Raw genomic sequence first — 18,123 nt, 5'->3', positions numbered from 1 at the left:
CTTTTGCGTGCGGTATGACGACTTGAAACGGACGCTCCCGCGGAGAAGGGCGGCTCTAGCGTCGTGTGGTTGATCAGAGGAGGATTCATGGCGTCGTTTTCCCAGGAACAGCTGCAGGCCATAGCGGATGCGCTCGCGGATACTTCGGAGGGATTGAGAGGCCCTGAGATTGGTCACCTTCTGGCGAGCTGCCACATCAAGGACACCGACCCGGGCATCACGAAGCGTCACCGCCTCTACAACGCCTTCGCCCATGAACAGAATACACGCCGCGATCGCACTCGCATTATGGGGTTCATCCGGAAGGCCATGAAGCCGGCGCGGTTTGCCCACGAGCCTGAGCGCTTCGAACCAATGCGTGCGAACCTTAATCGGGCGCTCGCGTTCACGGGGCTTTCGGTCGCCGCCTCTGGCGAACTATCGAAGGCAGAAAAGGTCGAGACGCTCGGGCAGGCAGAGCGGCGGGCGCGGGAGCTGCGCGAAGACCTCGCGTCACGAGGCGTGCATCCGGACGTGATGAAGTTCTGTCGGCAAGAGCTGCTGCAGGACAACTATTTCCACGCCGTGCTCGAAGCGGTGAAGAGCATCGCCGCCAAGGTGCGGTCCCGCACCGGGCTTGATGACGATGGCGCCGTGCTTGTCGACAGGGCGTTTTCGGGGATGCCTCCGATGCTGGCAATCAACGCCCTCGCGACCAAGAGCGAGCAGGACGAGCAGAAGGGCTTCGGCAATCTGCTGAAAGGGACGTTCGGGATGTTCCGCAATCCCACGGCACACGAGGCGCGGATAAACTGGACGATGTCGAAGGAGGATGCCGAAGACTTGCTGTCGCTTGTTTCGTTGATTCACCGTCGTCTGGACGCTGCCAGCATGCCCCCGCGAGCATGAGGCTTCACGCAATTGCGGCGGTTGACGCAAAGAGGCCTTCCGCTAGGTTCACAGCCAACGTGCGGGTAAGCTTCTGCCGCTATCATTCGTCCGCACATGAGTATCAAAATGCCCCCTATCCCTGCTGTCGACAACGCAGACTGGCCCCGTGCTCTGGCGGCAGCAAATGCATGGCGTGGACGCTGTCTCGATATATTTGCTCGAAGCGAAGCAGCCGTTAGCGATACGCTTTTGGTTCTGGCGAACGTATCGGAGCGGGGCATCGTCGTGAAACTGCCCCATCTGGTCGGCCAGCGATTCGAGGAGTTGGCAAACTTGACCGGACCAGCCGGAGCTTTCGCGTTGGAAGGCAAGGCATCCGCAGCAGCATTGTCGACCTTCCGTGCCCATGAGAGCCTTCGCGCGTCGCTGTGTCACGGTGTCGGCAAAATTGTACTCGACCAACAAGGGGGTTGGTTGCTCGTGTTGCGGACACTTGCGTTTCGATCAAAGCAGCCGCAACGCACGGTTCTTGTTATTGAAGAGAACGAAGCCGAAGGATTGGTAAAAACGCTCCAGGCCGCTGGGCAGCGACTCCGCTCAGAATTAGGAAACCTGCGGCATACTCTGAACCCGACCTGATAGTGGCGGATCCATCTCGACCCCTACCTGCACAGCCGATGAACATTGGGACGCGAACCGCATATGGCCGATACAGCTTCTCTATCCTCAACGACGAAAAGAGGCTTTGGCCATTCCTGCGCTGGTCTCCGGGGCGTGACGACCGCTAGTAAGTAATCTTCGGGTACCAGTTGGTCCCCCGGCCTTCCGGCGTCCAGTCCAGGACGTTCCATAGCATCATCAGGTCCGGCTCGGTTGTCGGGTCCTTGCCCGGATCGGCTGACTCGAAACCCAGCTCCGCGCCCCAGAAGTGCCGGATGGTGCCGTCGCGCCGGGTGAAGACGTTCTCGGCGGCGGTGTCGGTCCCATCGTCCATGATGGCGTGGTAGTCCCGGCTGAAATTCCCGTTGAGATCGGCATAGAGCGGCAGGTTCTTCCAGCCGCGCTCCACCTTGAAGGCGATCTGCCGCTCGATGGTCGAAAGGCCTACGACGGCGAGAGCGATCCGCTGGCGGAGATGATCGGCGTTGCCGTCCATGCAACTCAGGAGCGCGGTGCACATGGGGCAAGGGCGCTGGCGCTTGGGACCGTACATCCAGTTGTAGACGAACAGGGTGTCCTTATCGCCAAAGAGTGCCTCGAACCCGATTGGATTGGCGCCGGTCACGCTACTGGCTTCTCCGATGAACTGATAGTCGCCCTTCACCTCGCCACCCGGCGGCAAGGCGCGGCGCTGGGCGGCGACGCGCGCGATCTGGCGGTTGAGCTCAATCTCCTCGACCAGAAGGGCCTCGCGCGCGCTGCGGTACTCGGCGCTCTCGTTCGGCTGGCGGGCGCGGTTCTTGTGAGCGATCTCAGTGGCGGGTCGCAGGGTAGAGCTGTCGGCCATTGCTTGTCTCCCAGTTCAAACCCTTTCAACTGGCCACTAGGAGCCTGTCTGATTAGTGGCTGGCGTTTTGGGTGCGAGTTTGATTCTGTTTTTGGCCATGAGCAAGCACTTTCGCCCCTGGAAGATCGATGAACCACAGCTTCTGCCGCCGAGCGTGCAGGACTACGTGGCCAAGGACCACGTGTCGCGGCTGATCGTAGCGCTGGTCAGGGAGAGCCTCGATCTTTGCGAGATCACCGGCAGCTACACGAGCGGGCTCGGCCAGCCGCCGTTCGACCCACGCATGATGACGGCGCTGCTTCTGCATGGCTATGCGAGCGGCCTCTATTCGTCGCGCCGGATCGCCAAGGCGGCGGTGGAGCGTGCGGATTTCATGATGATCGTGGCGGGCGACGTGCCGGATTTCCGCACGATCTCGGAGTTCCGCAGGCGGCACCTGCAAGCGCTGGCCGCTCTGTTCGTGCAGGTGTTGCAGCTGGCCGAGAAGGCCGGCCTGGTGAAGCTCGGGCACGTTGCGCTCGACGGCACCAAGATCAAGGCGAACGCGTCCAAACACAAAGCGATGAGCTACGCGCGCATGAAGAAGCGGGAAGCAGAGCTTGCGGCCGAGGTCGAGCGCTGGCTCAAAGCCGCCGAGGCGGCCGATGCCGAGGAGGACAAGCTCTACGGCAGCAAGCGTGGCGATGAGATGCCCGATTGGGTGGCGGACAAGCAGAAGCGGCTTCAGAAGATCCGCGCGGCCAAGGCCGAGCTGGAGGCGGAAGCGAAAGCCGCCGCCGAAGAGGAGATGCGGCGCCGGGAAAAGGCGGAAGAGGAGCGCAAGGCGGAAGGTCGCAAGAAGAACGGCAAGACGCCGGCGCCGCCGCGTGAGGAGCCCGACGGCAAGATGCAACGCAACTTCACCGATCCGCAAAGTCGCATCTTGAAGACCAAGGATGGTTACATCCAGGGTTACAACGCACAGGCGGCGGTCGATGGCACGGCGCAGGTCATCGTGGCCCATGGCCTGACGCACGGCATGAGCGACCAGGATCAACTGGTGCCGCTGGTGGATGGGATCGAAGACAATCTCGGCTGCAAGCCGAAGGAGGCCTCAGCCGATGCCGGTTACTGCAGCGAGGCAAACCTCGAGGCCTTGGCCGCTCGCGATATCAGGGCCTACCTCGCAACCGGGCGAGCCAAACACCCCGCCGACATCAAACGACAGACCGCAGGGCCGCTCACAAAAGCAATGCGGGACAAGCTGAAGCGGGCAGGATGGCGAAGCAGGTACAGGCTCAGGAAGCAAATCGTGGAGCCGGTGTTCGGACAGATCAAGCAGGCAAGAGGGTTCAGGCAGTTCCTGTTGCGTGGCATCGCCAAAGTGAGCGCCGAATGGGCGATGATCTGCACCGCCCACAACATTCTCAAGCTCGCAAGAGCTGCATGAGCAGGCTATCGTTCATGACACAGCCCGCCGCCGCAGGTAACTGGACGGGCTCCTAGCTTTCGGGTTCCGCCTGGATCGCTGCAGCGCGCGATAGGCGGAAATCGCATTCCCACCAAAGACGACTGCCGCCACAAAAATTATAGTGAGTTGACAATGACATAGCGGTGCGCAGTTTTCATCTTGTCCGGTGCGCTCTGCGCTCGACGGGGGCAGAAAGGAGATGGCTCGTTTTTTCGGTGATTTCGACAAGGCAGCTGCCCTTCCTGAATGAAGGCATCCGGCCACTGATGACTCCGAAGGCGACTTCCAAACTGCTGCCGCAAGCAGCAACTCGCTATTCTTCAATCACCGCAGCAACCCTTCGCTTTCAAACTCGTCCCAGCCAACTGGTTTCCGCCCTGAAACCTCAGCGGCGGGGCGCTCGTTGCCTTGACCACTCCTTTGAGCGCGCTTCATAGCCGCCTTCCCGGCCGCTCGTCGCCTATTCGCGGCAGCCGTCGCAGCGTCTTCCTCACGCCAGACTGTAACTAGGTCACGGTCTAGCAGATCCTCGATATGACGCGGGTTGAATACGTGAAACGTGATCTTCCGCGCACGACCGCGAAGTTTCACCGTCCTTGTCCCGGCGCTCTGCAAGCGGCCGTCCTTCAGCCAGCGGTGACGTTCGGATGACTTGATCGTCAGAATGTCCTCGACCTCACGGGGGATAACAGGCAGATTTTCGATATCGTGCATTGCCTGCGATACGATGGCAGCTGCCTTCCGCACGTCCGCTTCGACACCCTCCGGCAGGCGCAAGGTCAGTACCCTAGACTCGATATGGAGCAGCTTCTTGGAGGTCACCGGAAGACGGGCTCGCACTTCCAGAAAGATGCCCCTGGCCCTGACCGACGATCCAAGAGTTGCCGCCGGGGAGAGCGGCCACTCGCCTATTAGCTTCGCAGTCTCATCTATTTTCGGGTGCGCGGGCATAGCTGTTAGATAGTTCTTCAACGCCAAGGGTGCCATGCACTGGCTCCCATAGTTGGAACAATATGCACATCCGCTAATTAACAACTCCAACCGGCTGAGGATACCGCATGCCGAGATTCAACAGCGAGTGGAAAGTGGGGCCACATGGCCCGCTGCAACAGTTGGATCAAGCGCTGCTGACGGTCGAGGGCGAGATCCAGATGCCGCTCGGCAACTTTCCGCGGCGCATGACCGTCGTTGGCCTATCCGGCCAGCGAACTGCCATCTGGAGCGTCATTGCGCTGGCCGAGCCGCAAATGCGGGAGATCGAAGCGCTTGGTGTGCCGAGCTTCCTGATCGTTCCCGGGCCGGGACATCGGCTCGACATCAAATCCTGGAAGGCCCGCTATCCCACAGCGAAAGTGATCTGTCCGCCCGGCGCAAAGGAAGCTGTCGAGAAAGCAGTCAAGGTCGATGCCACCACAGACGTCTGGGACGACCCGTCAGTGGGGTTGCGCACGGTGCCTGGCATCGCCGGCAAGGAAGGCGCGCTGTTCGTTCGTCGGGAAGGCGGCACAACGCTCGTTCTGAACGACCTGCTTGCAAACGTGCATCATCCTCACGGCATCGGTGCCCGGATCATGGCGCGGTTGCTGGGGTTCGGCGTTGCGAGGCCGCAAATTCCGCATGTGGCCAGATGGATGTTCGTCAAGGACAAGGCGGCTTTGGCTATGGCGTTTCGAAACTGGGCCGACGACTCCAATCTCAAACGGATCGTCGTCAGCCATGGCGATGTCATTGCCGACAATCCCCGACAGGTGTTGCGGCAGGCCGCAAACAGCCTGTGACCTTGACCAGGAACCCGCGCCGCTTTTCGAAGGTTTCTTGCAAGACATGACAACCTCCCCCGGTGTCTGCAACGCGCCACGTTCGCTATCGTCGTCTATCCCGGTTTGAGTTGCTGACGCGACAGGGCCGGTCCCCGCGTCGGCCGAGGGCGTGCACCACACGGTCTGGCTTTGCCGAGATCAAGCCAACGGTGCAGCAACCGCGCGAAGAGCCTGCAGAGCGACGAAGGTTTGTCGTCTGCCGTCATGTTCACGCGAGGTCTTGTTTTGCAGCGCTCGCTGCCACTTATGTAGGTAAATGCGAGCTAAATCATCGACGACACCGTCGTGAAGGCGATTCGTCATGGTCTAAGTGGGACTCGCGGGAATTCGGGAAAAGTTCTGGGTTCTCCTCCCTCAAGGCGTTCAGCAGCTCTCTGTGTTCCGAAATCGACAGGTGCCTGCCGTTTCTCACACCTTCAGTTCGGCCTTTGAGGATTTCCGCGACCTCGGGCGGACATGGGGGCAGTACCGCCCTCGAGAAATCAGGATCCATCCTTGATCTCCACAAAGTTTCACGATTCCACATAAGCCTTGCAAATACAGTTAGCCATTCGATTTTTCCAGCCACGATCAGCCCCCTTGGTCATCTCCTGATCGCGCGTGTTCCGCCTGCATGTGTCAATGACCTTTACCTGGGATGCCTTCGGATAGCTCGAACCCGACGCTGTGCCGATGTACCTGCCAGGCAAGCCGAGTGTCTGACTGCCGTCGGCAGCTTCGACACCTGACATGCCCTGATGGCTTGAGGAGGAGGACAGCGGGTTAAAAGGTGAGGGCATGCGCGGTGATTTGCGGAAATCTGAGGCGATCTCAAAACGACTTTGGGAACATTATCGCACTCAGAGTGATCGCCGCGCAGGACCATTGGAACGCTCTCACGAATCCTGCGATTTTCCCCAAAAGGTTCTTGATGAGTTCGATATTCCTGAGCGTTAGGAAGATGATCGCAGTTCGGCTCGTCCGATAACCGGAAGATCGGTTAGGAGACTGAATGGCGGTAGAGCATCCTCCGATGGAAGATCGAGAACCTTGCGATGGTCGAACGAAGAACTCGGCCAGAGGCAACGCTTGCTGCCCTCAGGGGTGATCGTCATGATATCACCACGCCTCTCCATGTCGGCGACAGTCTGGCCCTACCGAAGAACGCGGCAGATCTGACGCCGTTAAGTTAGGGACGACTAAAATCCAAGAATGCGTGGAGATAGCTCGGGTCGAGTGAGGTTAGAATGTAATGAGTTTTTGACGTAGAACGCTTAAACTCGTATACGTTTTAACCCAAGACCTTGACCGCAAGCGGGTTAAAACGTATATCATTCTCGATGTCTCACGTCGATAAAACCATACAAACTAACCTGCGCTCCTTGGGTCCCGAGGAAGCGAGGCTTGTTTTGGCGCTTGCGGCACGGCGGGCTTCCGTGGTCACAACCCGTCAAGCGGCCCAACTGCTCGGTGATGAAAAGAAGGCCAGAAATGCTGTTCGCCGGCTCCTTCAGAAAGGCTGGCTTCAGCGGGCTTCAAACGGTCACTACGTCGTGCTTCCTGCGGAATGGGGGGCTGAGAAAATCGAGGACTTCGACATCTATGTCCTTGCCTCTGCCTCGGTCGAGAAGGGTTATGTTGGATGGTGGGCCGCTGCGAGCCGTCATGGATTCACTACCCAAGTACCCAACGTCACTCATGTGGCGACCGACCGCCAGGTCCCGCCGCGGCTGATTCAGGACAACCCGGTCCGGTACGTCAAGCTTGCCCCTCGCAAATTCTTCGGCTGGGAAGACATGCCCTCTTTCGGGCGCACCTTTCGGATTTCAACCCCGAAAAAAACTCTCGTCGACTGCATCGATCGCCCGGACTTGTGTGGCGGGCCAACGGAGCTCGCCCAGATCGTCACCCGCGCAGTTGAAAGCGTTTCGCCCTTCGAGGCCGTCGAGACCGCTATCAAGAACGGATCTGTTTCGACGTCCCAGCGCCTTGGCTTCTTGGTTGACCTGATCGCACCGGACTACCTGACACCTGAAGCTCGGGGCAGGCTGCGCGGCTTCATCCCTCTTTCGGCCAAGTCGATCTTCGGCCGCCCCGAACGGAGCGAACATGACATCGGATATGTCTCAGATTGGGGGTTATTTGTGAATGTTGATGAGACTGATCTGTTCGCCGAAGCGAACCGTCTGGTTTCGGGGCCTCTGCGACTGGCACACACGGTAGCCTGGGCGCCGCCAGGTGCCCAGGCAGTCCATCGAGGGTAACGCCGGTCAGTTGTTACCGACGCCGGCGGCGGCCTGCTCAATCAGGTTGGCAACTGCCTTGGGATCGGAGACGTAAACTGCGTGGCTGCCGGGCACTTCAACGACCGTCGCTTGGGCGCGGCCGGCCATCATGCGCTGCGCTGGTGGTGGGATCATCCGGTCATCGGTGGCGACAAGATACCAGCTGGGCTTCGCCTTCCAGGCTGGAGCGGTGACCTTGCCTTCGAGCGCCGCCACACCCCACGGCACCTGCGAGTCCGCCATGAAGGCGGCGAGCGAGGGACGGACATCGGCGGCGAACGAGGCGGCGAACTTCGCCTTGTCGAGCATCAGGAAGCCGTCGACGGGCGGCAGGATCGGCGGCACCGACGCTCCGGGCGGCGGGTTGGCGATCAGGCTCGAAACCGACTCTCCGGCGTCCGGCGCGAAGGCCGCAATATAGACAACGGCTGCCACCTTCGGATCGGTGCCGGCTTCCGAGACCACGACGCCGCCATAGGAGTGGCCGACCAGGATGACATTGCTCGGAGCGGCGGCGATGGCGCGCTTGGTGACGGCGACGTCATCGGCGAGCGAGGCCGTCGGGTTCTGGACGATGGTGACGTCATAGCCGTCCTTCTTGAGGATTTGGTAGACCCCATCCCAGCCGGAGCCATCGACGAAGCCGCCATGCACGAGGACGACGGACTTTGCTGCAGTGTTCGACATTTGAGTTCTCCTTTTCAAAGCGTTGATTGAAGCGTTTGTCGCAGGAGGACTATGCGGCAGGCCTGAGAGGCGCGCTTTGAGGCGGCCTTCAGGACCTCTTGATTTTGCCTTGAGACCGCTTTGATTTTGGGTCCACGACGCGGCTACAGTGTCGGCCTATTGCCGCGGAGTCTGGAGCGAATGATTTTGCCGTATTTTTTTGAGGATTTTGCACTGGACGGCGATCGGCGCGAACTGCGCCGCGGTAACGACCTGATCTCCGTCGAGCCGCAGGTGTTCGACCTCTTGCAATATCTGATCCGCAATCGCGAACGGGTGGTCAGCAAGGACGATCTGGTCGACGCGGTCTGGCAGGGCCGCATCGTTTCCGATGCCACGCTTGCCAGCCGCATCAACGCCGCCCGCAATGCGCTCCACGACAGCGGTGAGGAGCAGCGCCTCATCCGCACCATCCTGCGCCGGGGCCTTCGCTTCGTCGGCACTGTGCGCGAGGAGGCCGAGGCGACGGCACCGGTGGAAAAACCGAAGTCTGGCCTGGGTATTCCCGCCCGTCCCTCCATCGCCGTGCTGGCCTTCTTGAACCTGAGCGGCGATCCCGAGCAGGATTATTTCGCTGACGGCATGGTCGAGGACATCATCACCGGCCTGTCGCGCATAAGGTGGCTGTTCGTCATCGCGCGAAATTCCTCGTTCACCTACAAGGGCCGCGCGGTGGACGTGAAGCAGGTCGGGCACGAACTCGGCGTGCGCTATGTGCTGGAAGGCAGCGTGCGCAAAGTGGGAAGCCGCGTGCGCATCACCGGGCAGCTCATCGACGCGGAGGACGGCAGCCATCTGTGGGCCGAGCGCTACGACCGCGAGCTGACCGACGTGTTTGCGCTACAGGACGAGATCACCATCAGCGTGGTCGCGGCAATAGAGCCCAATCTGCGCCGGGCCGAGATCGAACGCGTCAAGCGCCAGCGCCCTGACAGTCTCGACGCCTACGATCTCCTGCTTCGTGCACTGCCCGATGTCTACACCTTCATGCCGCAAGGTGCTGCCAAGGGGTTGCCGCTGCTCGACCAGGCTTTGGCCATCGAGCCGACCTATGCCCTTGCCCATGGCTTTGCCGCCTGGGCGCATCAGTCGCTGTTCGTGCGTGGCGGCATGCAGCCGGAGAATCAGGAAAGATCGATCCGCCACGCCCATGCGGCGATCGAGCACGGCGCGGGCGATGCGATGGCGCTCGCTCTGGCCGGGTTCACTATCGGCATCGTTGAGCATGACCGCAGGCTCGCCGACGAGGCGTTTGCACAAGCTTTGACGCTCAGCGCCTCCTGTGCCTTCGTCTATGCCTTCGGTTGCGTGCCGGTGGCCTATGGCGGCGATGCTGCCCGGGCGATCGACTGGAGCGAGCAGGCGTTACGGCTGAACCCCCTCGACGTCATGAGCTGTGTGCCGCAAGGCATCATCGGATTCGGCAATTTTCTCACCGGCCGACACGAGCAGGCCGTCACAGCGGGCCGAAGGGCGGTCGAGATGAACCCGGGCTTCAGCATGCTACACGGATGGCTGGCGGCACCGCTTGCCAGGCTCGGCCGGTTCGACGAAGCAAAGGCAGCTGCGGCGCGGTTGTTGTCGCTCGACCCGCATTTCAGCATCGGCCGCTGGTCTGCCGCGGTGGGCATTGCGCCCGATATCATTGATGACGTCACCGACGCCATGCAGACGGCAGGTCTGCCCGCATAGCCGCGATTGGCCGTAAACGGACTATCCGTTTTCGATGCCCGGGCTAGAGAGCGGACGGATGTCCCCAATGCGGCGCGACCTCCTTGCGCAAGCTATGCACATGTCGGTTCGCAAAATGCGAACAGCGGTGGGATCGGTCTCGCGTCGAAGCCAAACTCAAGAGGCAGGCTGCTGCTGCCGCCCTTGGGGACTGGTGACCGTAGGTATTCGGGGACCGTTCGGACTCTGCTGGAGCCGGCTCGCCAATGCCACCGTGAGAGCTTGTGCGAGGCACATCGGCGCCGCCAGCGAGCGTGAGAAGGTGTATTCGTGTTCCGGAACGGCAAAAAGCACCGAGGCTGACTTCGCGAGTGGCGACAAGGTGCTGTCGGAGATGGCGATGATCGGCACCTTCGCGGCAGCTACCTGTTCAACCACATTGACGACTTCCGTTGCGTAGAACCGGAAGGATACCGCAAACAGCAGATCGCGCTGAGTAATCGTGCGCGCCATGTAGGTTGCGAGGCCGCCGCTGGGATCCAGCAAAACGCAACGTTTGCCAAGCATCGTCAGGACGTAGCGGAGCAGATCGACAACCGGGGCCGAGCGCAGCTGTCCTATCAGGTAGACCGTCTCACTCTTCTGCAACAGATCGACGGCCTCGACGATTTTGTCAGCCGAAACGTCCGCCAGCAAATCCTGCAGCGATGCGATGTCCCGCACGACCAGATCTCGCAGAAATCCAAGTTCGCTTCGATCTTCACGAGTACCCAGCTCCGTTTCGAGAGCCCGCATTCTCGCCTCGAAGCCGGGCGCGGCAGTGGAAAGGCGCTTTTGAAACAAGCCCTGAAGCTCTTTGAAGCCCTCATAGCCGAGTGACTGCGCGAACCGGACAAAACTCGACGCGTGGATTCCACAGCGTTCAGCTATCGCACTGACCGAGAGAACCGCGACATCGTTCGGATTCTGCGTGAGATAGACCGAGATAGCCTGGTACGACTTGCTCATGGCCTCGTAACGGTCGTGCACGAGACGAATGAGTTCCTCGTAGGTCTTCGGCGGTTCGGCAACATTCATGATCAAGATTCCTGCAAAATTCGTTGCAGTGTGCTCTGAACTCGTTGGAATTGCCAATGGGTTGGCGAAATGATCCGCATCTTTCAGTGCGGACCATTTCCCATGGTTCAATAGGCCTGCTGACCGGTCAGCTTCTCGATGATCTTGTCGATCGACACAGCCAGGACGAGGAGCAACCCGGTAACGATGAGCCTGACCTCGTTCTTGACGCCCATGAGATTGAGGCCGTTTTGAACGGTTCCGATAACCAATGCCCCAAGCAGGGCCGCATGGATGGCGCCGCGCCCGCCGAACAGGCTGACGCCGCCAATAACCGCCGCAGCTATGGATTCCAGTAGAAGCGTGCCGCCGCCGACTCCGCCGCCGGAAAACACACCCACACCCAGGGTTCTTGAGGACGCAATGATGCCCGCAATAGCCGCGACGCCGCCTGCGATGGCAAACGCCGCGGCCCGGATGCGCGGGACCTTGATGCCGGAGCGCCTAGCGGCCTCGGCATTGTTGCCGATCGCGTAGAGGTAGAGGCCGAACTGCGTTTCGTTGAGAATGTACCCTCCCAGCCCAAGCAGAACGGCAAATATGAGCACCGGTAGCGGAATTCCCTGATTGGCATTGAGGACGACGACCACCGCCGCGCCAATGAGTGCCGATACAGTCAACGGTATAGCGACTGAATGGAAGACGGAGACTTCGAGGCCGACTCTACGCCTGCGCCGGACGCTGGAAAGAATGAGAAGCGCCAGCACCACGAGGCCGACCGCCCAGGCGAGCCAGGCGTAAATTCCTTCGATCGTCGTCTGTGCGATCAATTCGACACCCGTACCCATGAGCCCGAACCGTGCGGTGGCAGGCAATAAAAGCAGCTGGATCCCGTTCAAGGCGAGGCCGAGCCCTAGCGTAACCACGAATGAAGGCACACCGATCCAGTTCACCCAGCGGGCTGAGCCCGAGCCGATTACAGCACCAAGCAAGACCGACAGCGGAAGGGCAAGCCACGGGGAGATACCGTAGTCGACAATCATTTTGGCGCTCATCACTGCCGTGACGCCATGGATAGCCGCAATCGAGAGGTCGATCTCGCGAACCAGAAGCACAAACATCAGACCGAGCGCCATGATGCCGACGACGGTCGACTGCAGCAGCAAGTTCGAAAGATTGCGAGGCGTGAGAAACACGTCGCTTTGAAAAGCGAAGAAGACCCAAAGCGCCACAAGTCCAATTATCACTGGCAACGCCCGAAGGTCGCTTCCAAGCAACTCGCCAAAGGTGCGGCGTTTCGGAGCCGCGCTTGCCGGGATCGAGACCATGACTTTCCTCCCTGAGGTGAATTTTCGGCGGCGGATCAGCCGGCCAGATTCACACCTTCGTTGCCGCCCACCATCGCATTCACGACCGTCTCTCCGGTCACGTCCTTGGACCGGAAACTGGCCGCGTTCGCGCCAAGGCGCATAACCTCGATTCTGTCTGTCGAGTTGACTACGAAGTGATGGATGTCATGGCTGACAACGACGACACCAAGCCCGTCATCAGCCAGGCTGCGTATAAGGTCCGCGACCTGCTGCGCGGCCGAGTGGCTCAGAGCCGCCGTGGGCTCGTCCAAAATCACCACCTTGGGCTTCCACAGGACGGATCGGGCGATTGCGATGTTCTGGCGCTGTCCTCCCGACATCGCTCCGACGGGGCGGGTTAGCGAGAGATTGCTGAGCCGCATCCGGGACATAACCTCGCGTGCCCGCACTTCGCACTCCGCTCGTCTTATGCGGCTACCAAACAGGCGCGAGCCGGTAAGCTCCCGTCCCAAAAACAGGTTCTGCACCGCGTCCAGATTGTTGCACAAAGCGAGATCCTGGTAGACGGTGGCAATGCCATTCTTGGTGGCATCCGACGGGGTGCGAACGAGCGCCGGCCTGCCTTCGATCTCGTATTCGCCGGAGTCAGCGGCGTGAACGCCTGCCATGACTTTGACGAGCGTCGACTTGCCGGCTCCATTGTCACCGACAAGGGCAACAATCTCGCCGGCGTGAACGTCCACGGATGCGCCGCGTAGCGCGTGCACTGACCCAAACGACTTCTGGATGTTGCGGAGGGAAATGAGCGGCACGGACGAGTTCGTGGCCGTCGCGTTACGCATGGAAGGCGCATCTGCTGGTGCGGTCATTGTTTTCTCCTCCCCAGGCTTGGTGGGGGGCCATCCTCGGTGGCCCCCCTTGGTGGCTCTACATGTTCTTCTTGCAGGTATCCGTCGTTTCAATGCCCTTGCAGATTTCCGCCCAGGTCCAAACGCCGGCCTTCACCACGTCGCCGAGGTTGTCCTTGGTGATGTTGGAGACCGGAAGGAATACGGCGGGCACGTCCATGAAGGTGTTGTTGACCTTGCCGTTGATCAGGTCCTTCGGAACGCCTTTGCCTGCCACAATCGATGCCACCACATCAGCCGCATAGTTCGCCTGAACCTTGAGGTCCTTGAGGACTGAGTTGTCCTGCCAGCCCTGCGCGACGTAGCGCAGTGCTTCGACGGTTGCATCCTGACCGCCGGTCACCAGCTTGTCGCCTGGCTTGAAGCCCTGGGAAATCAGGGCCGCAACCGAGCCGCCGGTCGTGCCGTCGTTCATGCCGATGAACACATCGACGTCGCCGCCATTCTTGGTGAGGCAGTCTTCGGCGAAGCTTTGAGCGATCGTCGGATCCCAGTTCTGCGTGTACTGCTCACAGACGACCTGTACCTTGCCGGAATCGATCAGCGGCTTCAGGAATTCATCCTGGCCCGCTTCATACTGCTTGGTGCCATATTCCCCCTGGTTGCCCTTCACTCGGGCGACTTTTACCGGGGTTTTCGACATAGCCTTGATCAGTTCGGCGGCGCGCTTGCCCTGCTCCCGGCCAACGGCAAGCGAGTCAAACACCACGTGAGCCTCGGCCTTCCCGCCGACGGCATCGTGATCGTAGAGCACGACCGGCACATTCGCCTTGGCCGCCGCCGCGAGTTCGCCGGCGGCAAGATTGGCGTCAGCGGAAGTGAGGAGGATGACCTTCGCCCCCTGGGCAATGGCGTCCTCGACCTGAGACTGCTGCTTGGACGGGTCACCCTGGGCGTTCGCGACGACGACTTCAACGTCCGGAGCTTTCTCCTTCATGGCCGCAACGAAAAACGGGGCATCACGGCTCTCGAAGCGGATCGTCGTTTCGTTGGGCAGGAGAAAGAAAACTTTCGCCTTGTCCGCAGCAGCGGCGCCGCCAATCAGGGCCGCGGAAATGAGGGTTGACGCGAAAAGGGTAGAAATCAGTCGTTCCATTCTTACCTCCCGTGGAACAATGGTTACCCGGAGCTGCGGGCTGGAGATCTCTCCCCTCGCCTTCTCCTCCCCGGCCTGAACAATGACGCTTGCAATGCTCATTGCACAATTATGTATTCTGCAAAACACGATGAGTCAAAGGAAAAATGCAACGATACGTGACCGATCTATGAAACCGCAAAAAGCATTGCATAGAGGTGCCCAAGTTGGACCGTAACCACCTCGTCAAGCGGCCTTGCCTGCGGAGCGGTTCACGACCAGAGCCGGATCGATCTTCCCCGAAAAGAAATCGATCACGTTTCGGACGGAAGCCACGGCCATGCGCTCCCCGCATTCTTTTGTAAGTCCGGCGATGTGAGGTGAGAGGATGACCTGATCCAGATTGACCAATGAGTCGCCTTCGGCCGGTGGCTCACGGTCGAAGACGTCAAGGCCTGCGGCGCCGACCTGGCCAGACCGCAAAGCATCAACGAGAGCTTGCTCTTCGACAATGCCACCCCTGGCCGTATTCACGAGGATGGCACCGCGCTTCATGACAGCAAATTCTGCACGGCCTATCAGAGGTTGATCGGCCTTCGGTATGTTGATCGAAATGACATCGGCCCACGACAAACCATCACGCAGCGTGTCTGCCGCGCGGACCGGACCTTCGGGCCAACCTTGCTCTTGCAAGTATGGGTCGAAGGCCCTGACCTCAATGCCAAAGCCGGAAGCCATGCGCGCCAGATGGCGCCCAATTCGGCCAAACCCGACAATGAGGAGATGCTTGCCCGAGATCTCCTCCGCCTCCAAATTGTTGCGCCATCCCCACTCATTGGGTTGCCGTACCGAGCGATCGGCACGAAGCGCACGTTTGGATGCGGCAAGGATCAGCATCATGGCGTGTTCAGCGACAGAGACTGAATTCACATCTCCAACAATCGTGAGCGCGATGCCGCGTTCGTTCAACGACGGCAAATGCACGGCGTCATATCCAACCCCATGCCGGGAGACGACCCTCAGGCGATCGGCTTTCGCAACAGTCTCGGCAGACAGAGGTTGAGTCCGAAGGACAAGTGCGTCGGCCTTGCCAATCAGAGGTGCATATGACTGCTCGGACACTTCTTCGACATAGTCGAACGTGACATCGGGCAGGCTGTTCAGGAGAGCTACGCCGGAGGGATGCAGTTTCCCGGCAACGAGGATGTGCGGCATCAGTAGGCCCCCTTCTCTCCGGCGGTTGCGACCCGACCCGTCAATTCCCGAAACCGACCAACGCTTGCCGCCGCGGCTGCGGCCAGGAGGCGAGAGTCCCCCGCGACGGTGGTCATGTTGAACCCCCATTCGATGGCGCGGGCTGCGTAGTCGGCTGTGCCGCAGTGCAGGGCTGCTTTGATGGCGTTGGCTTTGCAGGCCGCCACGATCTGGTGCAGGGCGTCGATCATCTCAGGCTCTTCGCGATCGAAGCCGGGTGACAGCCTACCCTGCGTCAGGCTGAGCGTCAGATCCGCGGGCCCGACATAGATCCCGTCCAGACCGGGTGTAGCGGCGATCTCGTCGAGGTTGTCCATCGCCTGCTTGGTTTCGACCATTGCAAAAGCCAGGATTTCGTCATTGGCTTCACCGGCGTAATTGGAGCCGGCTGCAAAGCTGACCCTGGTTGGCCCGAAGCTGCGCTGCCCTGACGGCGGATAACGCAAGTAGCTGACGAACTCCGCAGCTTGCGAGCCAGTGTTTACCATCGGGCAGATAATGCCATATGCGCCCGCATCCAGCGCTTTCATGATGATACCGGGTTCGAGCCAGGGAACACGAGCCATGGGTACGACCCCGGAAGCCCGCATTGCCTGAAACATCGGCAGCACCGTGGAATAGTCCAAAGCGCCGTGCTGGATATCGATCGAAACAGAGTCATAGCCTTGCGCCGCCATGATCTCGGCTGTGAAGGCATTGCCGATCGAAAGCCAACCGTTGATTGTCGGTCGACCCTCGGCCCAAATCTGCTTCAGCTTATTCTTTATCATCCGAGCCTCCTAGAAGACGATTTGCGCGAGCTTGGTATCGAGGTAGTCGTTGATGCCTTCGGTCCCGCCTTCACGTCCCATGCCGGAGTGGTTTGTGCCGCCGAACGGAGCCTCGGATGCCGCCAGCGCGAAGCTGTTTATGCCGACCATCCCGGCCTTCAGCGCGGAAACGGTACGACGCGCTCGCCCAGGCGAACGGGTGAATGCATAGGCGGACAGGCCCATGTCCGAGGCATTTGCCCGGGAGAGCGCCTCCTCTTCCTCAGTGAAGCGCGTGATTGCCGCGATGGGACCGAAGTTCTCCTGGTCGAAGACCTTCATGTCGTCGGTGACATCGATAAGGACCGTCGGCTCGAAGAAGTGGCCCGAATTGAGATCCGGAGCGCGACCGCCGCCCGCGACCAATGTCGCGCCTGCCTTCACCGCATCGGCGACGATGGCGTCGATCTCTCTGAATCGCGCTGCGTTTATCAGTGGGCCCATCTGGGTCGACGGATCAAGCCCGTCGCCCAGCTTGAGGGCCTTGGCCCTCTTGACGAACCCATCGACGAACTGGTCATGAAGGCTGTCATGGATGAAGAACCGATCGGGCGTCACGCACACCTGGCCGGCATTTGCAAATTTCGTAGGCACCGACACGTTGAGCGCGAGCTCGAGATCCGCATCGTCGTAGACGATCAGGGGGGCGTTGCCGCCAAGTTCCATCGACACTTTCTTGACGGTGTCGGCCGCGTCCCGGATCATCTGCTGGCCGACGCGGGTCGAGCCGGTCAAGGACACTTTTCGCACGGCCTTGTCGGCCATGATCGGGGCATAGGTTGTGGTCGTCGGCCCCACCACCAGGTTGACGGTGCCCTTGGGAAGGAGACGCATGCAGTCGACCATCACCATGGCGACGCCCGGAGTTTGGCTTGACGGACGCAAGACGACGGAGCAGCCGGCGGCCAGCGCCGGTGCGACTTTGCGCGCGACAAGCGCTGCGGGAAAGTTCCAGGCGGTGAAGGCACCGACAATGCCAACCGGTTCCCGGGATACTTCGAAGCGGCCGCCGGGAACACGCGATTCGATGATCCTGCCGTAAATCCGCCGCGCCTCCTCGGCGAACCACCTGAATTGGTCAATCGCCAATGTCCACTCTCGCTCCGCTTGCGCGACAGGCTTGCCCGTCTCGAGCGCGATCATGCGTTTGGCGTCGTCGGCACGCCGGGTCATCTCATCGGCGATCTTGTGAAGGGCATCCGCACGGGCGAACCCGCCCGTGGACCGCCATTCCCGCAACCCTCTGGCGGCCGCTGCGAGCGCGGCCTCGGTATCGGCCACGGTCGCAACAGGCACAGCGCCCATTGTTTGGTCGCTGACGGGGCTCATGACTTCGGCTTGCGTCTTGTCCGATGCGGCCATCCATTGGCCATCGATGAACAGACCATAGTTCTCGTACATGA

At 60.5% G+C, this 18,123-nt stretch carries 16 protein-coding genes; 6 read left to right on the top strand and 10 right to left on the bottom strand.

The window, feature by feature from the left end:
- Positions 1 to 87 precede the first annotated feature (87 nt).
- Both AC1RUK_RS30565 and AC1RUK_RS30560 read left to right on the top strand, forming a co-directional pair.
- Positions 88 to 888 (top strand): TIGR02391 family protein, encoded by an 801-nt coding sequence (locus AC1RUK_RS30565; protein WP_481837638.1) that lies wholly within the window; start codon positions 88 to 90, stop codon positions 886 to 888.
- A gap of 96 nt (positions 889 to 984) precedes the next feature.
- Positions 985 to 1,509, top strand: a complete 525-nt coding sequence (locus AC1RUK_RS30560) for a hypothetical protein (RefSeq protein WP_481837639.1) — start codon at positions 985 to 987, stop codon at positions 1,507 to 1,509.
- A 145-nt stretch (positions 1,510 to 1,654) separates the two neighbouring features.
- On the opposite strand, the gene AC1RUK_RS30555 is transcribed toward AC1RUK_RS30560, so the two are convergent.
- Complete coding sequence (locus AC1RUK_RS30555) at positions 1,655 to 2,377, bottom strand: DUF899 family protein (RefSeq protein WP_481837640.1); 723 nt, start codon at positions 2,375 to 2,377, stop codon at positions 1,655 to 1,657.
- Positions 2,378 to 2,474: 97 nt separating this feature from the next.
- On the opposite strand from AC1RUK_RS30555, the gene AC1RUK_RS30550 reads away from it, so the two are divergent.
- On the top strand, positions 2,475 to 3,806 hold the full coding sequence (locus tag AC1RUK_RS30550; protein WP_481837641.1) for an IS1182 family transposase: 1,332 nt from the start codon (positions 2,475 to 2,477) through the stop codon (positions 3,804 to 3,806).
- A 345-nt stretch (positions 3,807 to 4,151) separates the two neighbouring features.
- Here AC1RUK_RS30550 and AC1RUK_RS30545 read toward each other — a convergent pair whose 3' ends face one another.
- A complete protein-coding gene (locus AC1RUK_RS30545; protein WP_481839349.1) occupies positions 4,152 to 4,778 on the bottom strand; it encodes a hypothetical protein in 627 nt (208 codons plus the stop codon).
- A 107-nt stretch (positions 4,779 to 4,885) separates the two neighbouring features.
- Here AC1RUK_RS30545 and AC1RUK_RS30540 point away from each other — a divergent pair, with 107 nt between their 5' ends.
- Together AC1RUK_RS30540 and AC1RUK_RS30535 are read left to right on the top strand one after the other, a co-directional pair.
- Positions 4,886 to 5,605 (top strand): hypothetical protein, encoded by a 720-nt coding sequence (locus AC1RUK_RS30540; RefSeq protein WP_481837642.1) that lies wholly within the window; start codon positions 4,886 to 4,888, stop codon positions 5,603 to 5,605.
- Between the two features lie 1,457 nt (positions 5,606 to 7,062).
- Positions 7,063 to 7,890 carry a type IV toxin-antitoxin system AbiEi family antitoxin domain-containing protein gene (locus AC1RUK_RS30535; RefSeq protein WP_481837643.1) on the top strand — a complete coding sequence of 276 codons (828 nt, stop codon included), beginning with the start codon at positions 7,063 to 7,065 and terminating at the stop codon, positions 7,888 to 7,890.
- A gap of 6 nt (positions 7,891 to 7,896) precedes the next feature.
- Here AC1RUK_RS30535 and AC1RUK_RS30530 read toward each other — a convergent pair whose 3' ends face one another.
- Positions 7,897 to 8,598 (bottom strand): alpha/beta hydrolase, encoded by a 702-nt coding sequence (locus AC1RUK_RS30530; protein ID WP_481837644.1) that lies wholly within the window; start codon positions 8,596 to 8,598, stop codon positions 7,897 to 7,899.
- Between the two features lie 186 nt (positions 8,599 to 8,784).
- On the opposite strand from AC1RUK_RS30530, the gene AC1RUK_RS30525 reads away from it, so the two are divergent.
- Positions 8,785 to 10,329, top strand: a complete 1,545-nt coding sequence (locus AC1RUK_RS30525) for a winged helix-turn-helix domain-containing protein (protein ID WP_481837645.1) — start codon at positions 8,785 to 8,787, stop codon at positions 10,327 to 10,329.
- Positions 10,330 to 10,485: 156 nt separating this feature from the next.
- On the opposite strand, the gene AC1RUK_RS30520 is transcribed toward AC1RUK_RS30525, so the two are convergent.
- The 7 genes from AC1RUK_RS30520 to AC1RUK_RS30490 form a co-directional block, all read right to left on the bottom strand.
- Complete coding sequence (locus tag AC1RUK_RS30520) at positions 10,486 to 11,385, bottom strand: MurR/RpiR family transcriptional regulator (protein WP_481837646.1); 900 nt, start codon at positions 11,383 to 11,385, stop codon at positions 10,486 to 10,488.
- 107 nt (positions 11,386 to 11,492) lie between these two features.
- A complete protein-coding gene (locus AC1RUK_RS30515; RefSeq protein WP_481840160.1) occupies positions 11,493 to 12,692 on the bottom strand; it encodes a sugar ABC transporter permease in 1,200 nt (399 codons plus the stop codon).
- Between the two features lie 35 nt (positions 12,693 to 12,727).
- Positions 12,728 to 13,543 carry an ATP-binding cassette domain-containing protein gene (locus AC1RUK_RS30510; RefSeq protein WP_481837648.1) on the bottom strand — a complete coding sequence of 272 codons (816 nt, stop codon included), beginning with the start codon at positions 13,541 to 13,543 and terminating at the stop codon, positions 12,728 to 12,730.
- 58 nt (positions 13,544 to 13,601) lie between these two features.
- Positions 13,602 to 14,678, bottom strand: coding sequence for an ABC transporter substrate-binding protein (locus tag AC1RUK_RS30505; RefSeq protein WP_481837649.1), 1,077 nt, complete (start codon positions 14,676 to 14,678; stop codon positions 13,602 to 13,604).
- Between the two features lie 225 nt (positions 14,679 to 14,903).
- Positions 14,904 to 15,872 carry a hydroxyacid dehydrogenase gene (locus AC1RUK_RS30500; protein ID WP_481837650.1) on the bottom strand — a complete coding sequence of 323 codons (969 nt, stop codon included), beginning with the start codon at positions 15,870 to 15,872 and terminating at the stop codon, positions 14,904 to 14,906.
- Positions 15,872 to 16,681 (bottom strand): HpcH/HpaI aldolase family protein, encoded by an 810-nt coding sequence (locus AC1RUK_RS30495; protein WP_481837651.1) that lies wholly within the window; start codon positions 16,679 to 16,681, stop codon positions 15,872 to 15,874. The genes AC1RUK_RS30500 and AC1RUK_RS30495 overlap by 1 nt, the downstream gene beginning before the upstream one ends.
- 9 nt (positions 16,682 to 16,690) lie before the next feature.
- Positions 16,691 to 18,121: an NAD-dependent succinate-semialdehyde dehydrogenase gene (locus AC1RUK_RS30490; protein WP_481837652.1), complete on the bottom strand. Its 1,431-nt coding sequence runs from the start codon at positions 18,119 to 18,121 to the stop codon at positions 16,691 to 16,693.
- Positions 18,122 to 18,123: the final 2 nt, after the last annotated feature.

The organism is Mesorhizobium monacense (assembly GCF_056781675.1).
This window is presented reverse-complemented; position numbering and strand designations above follow the sequence as displayed.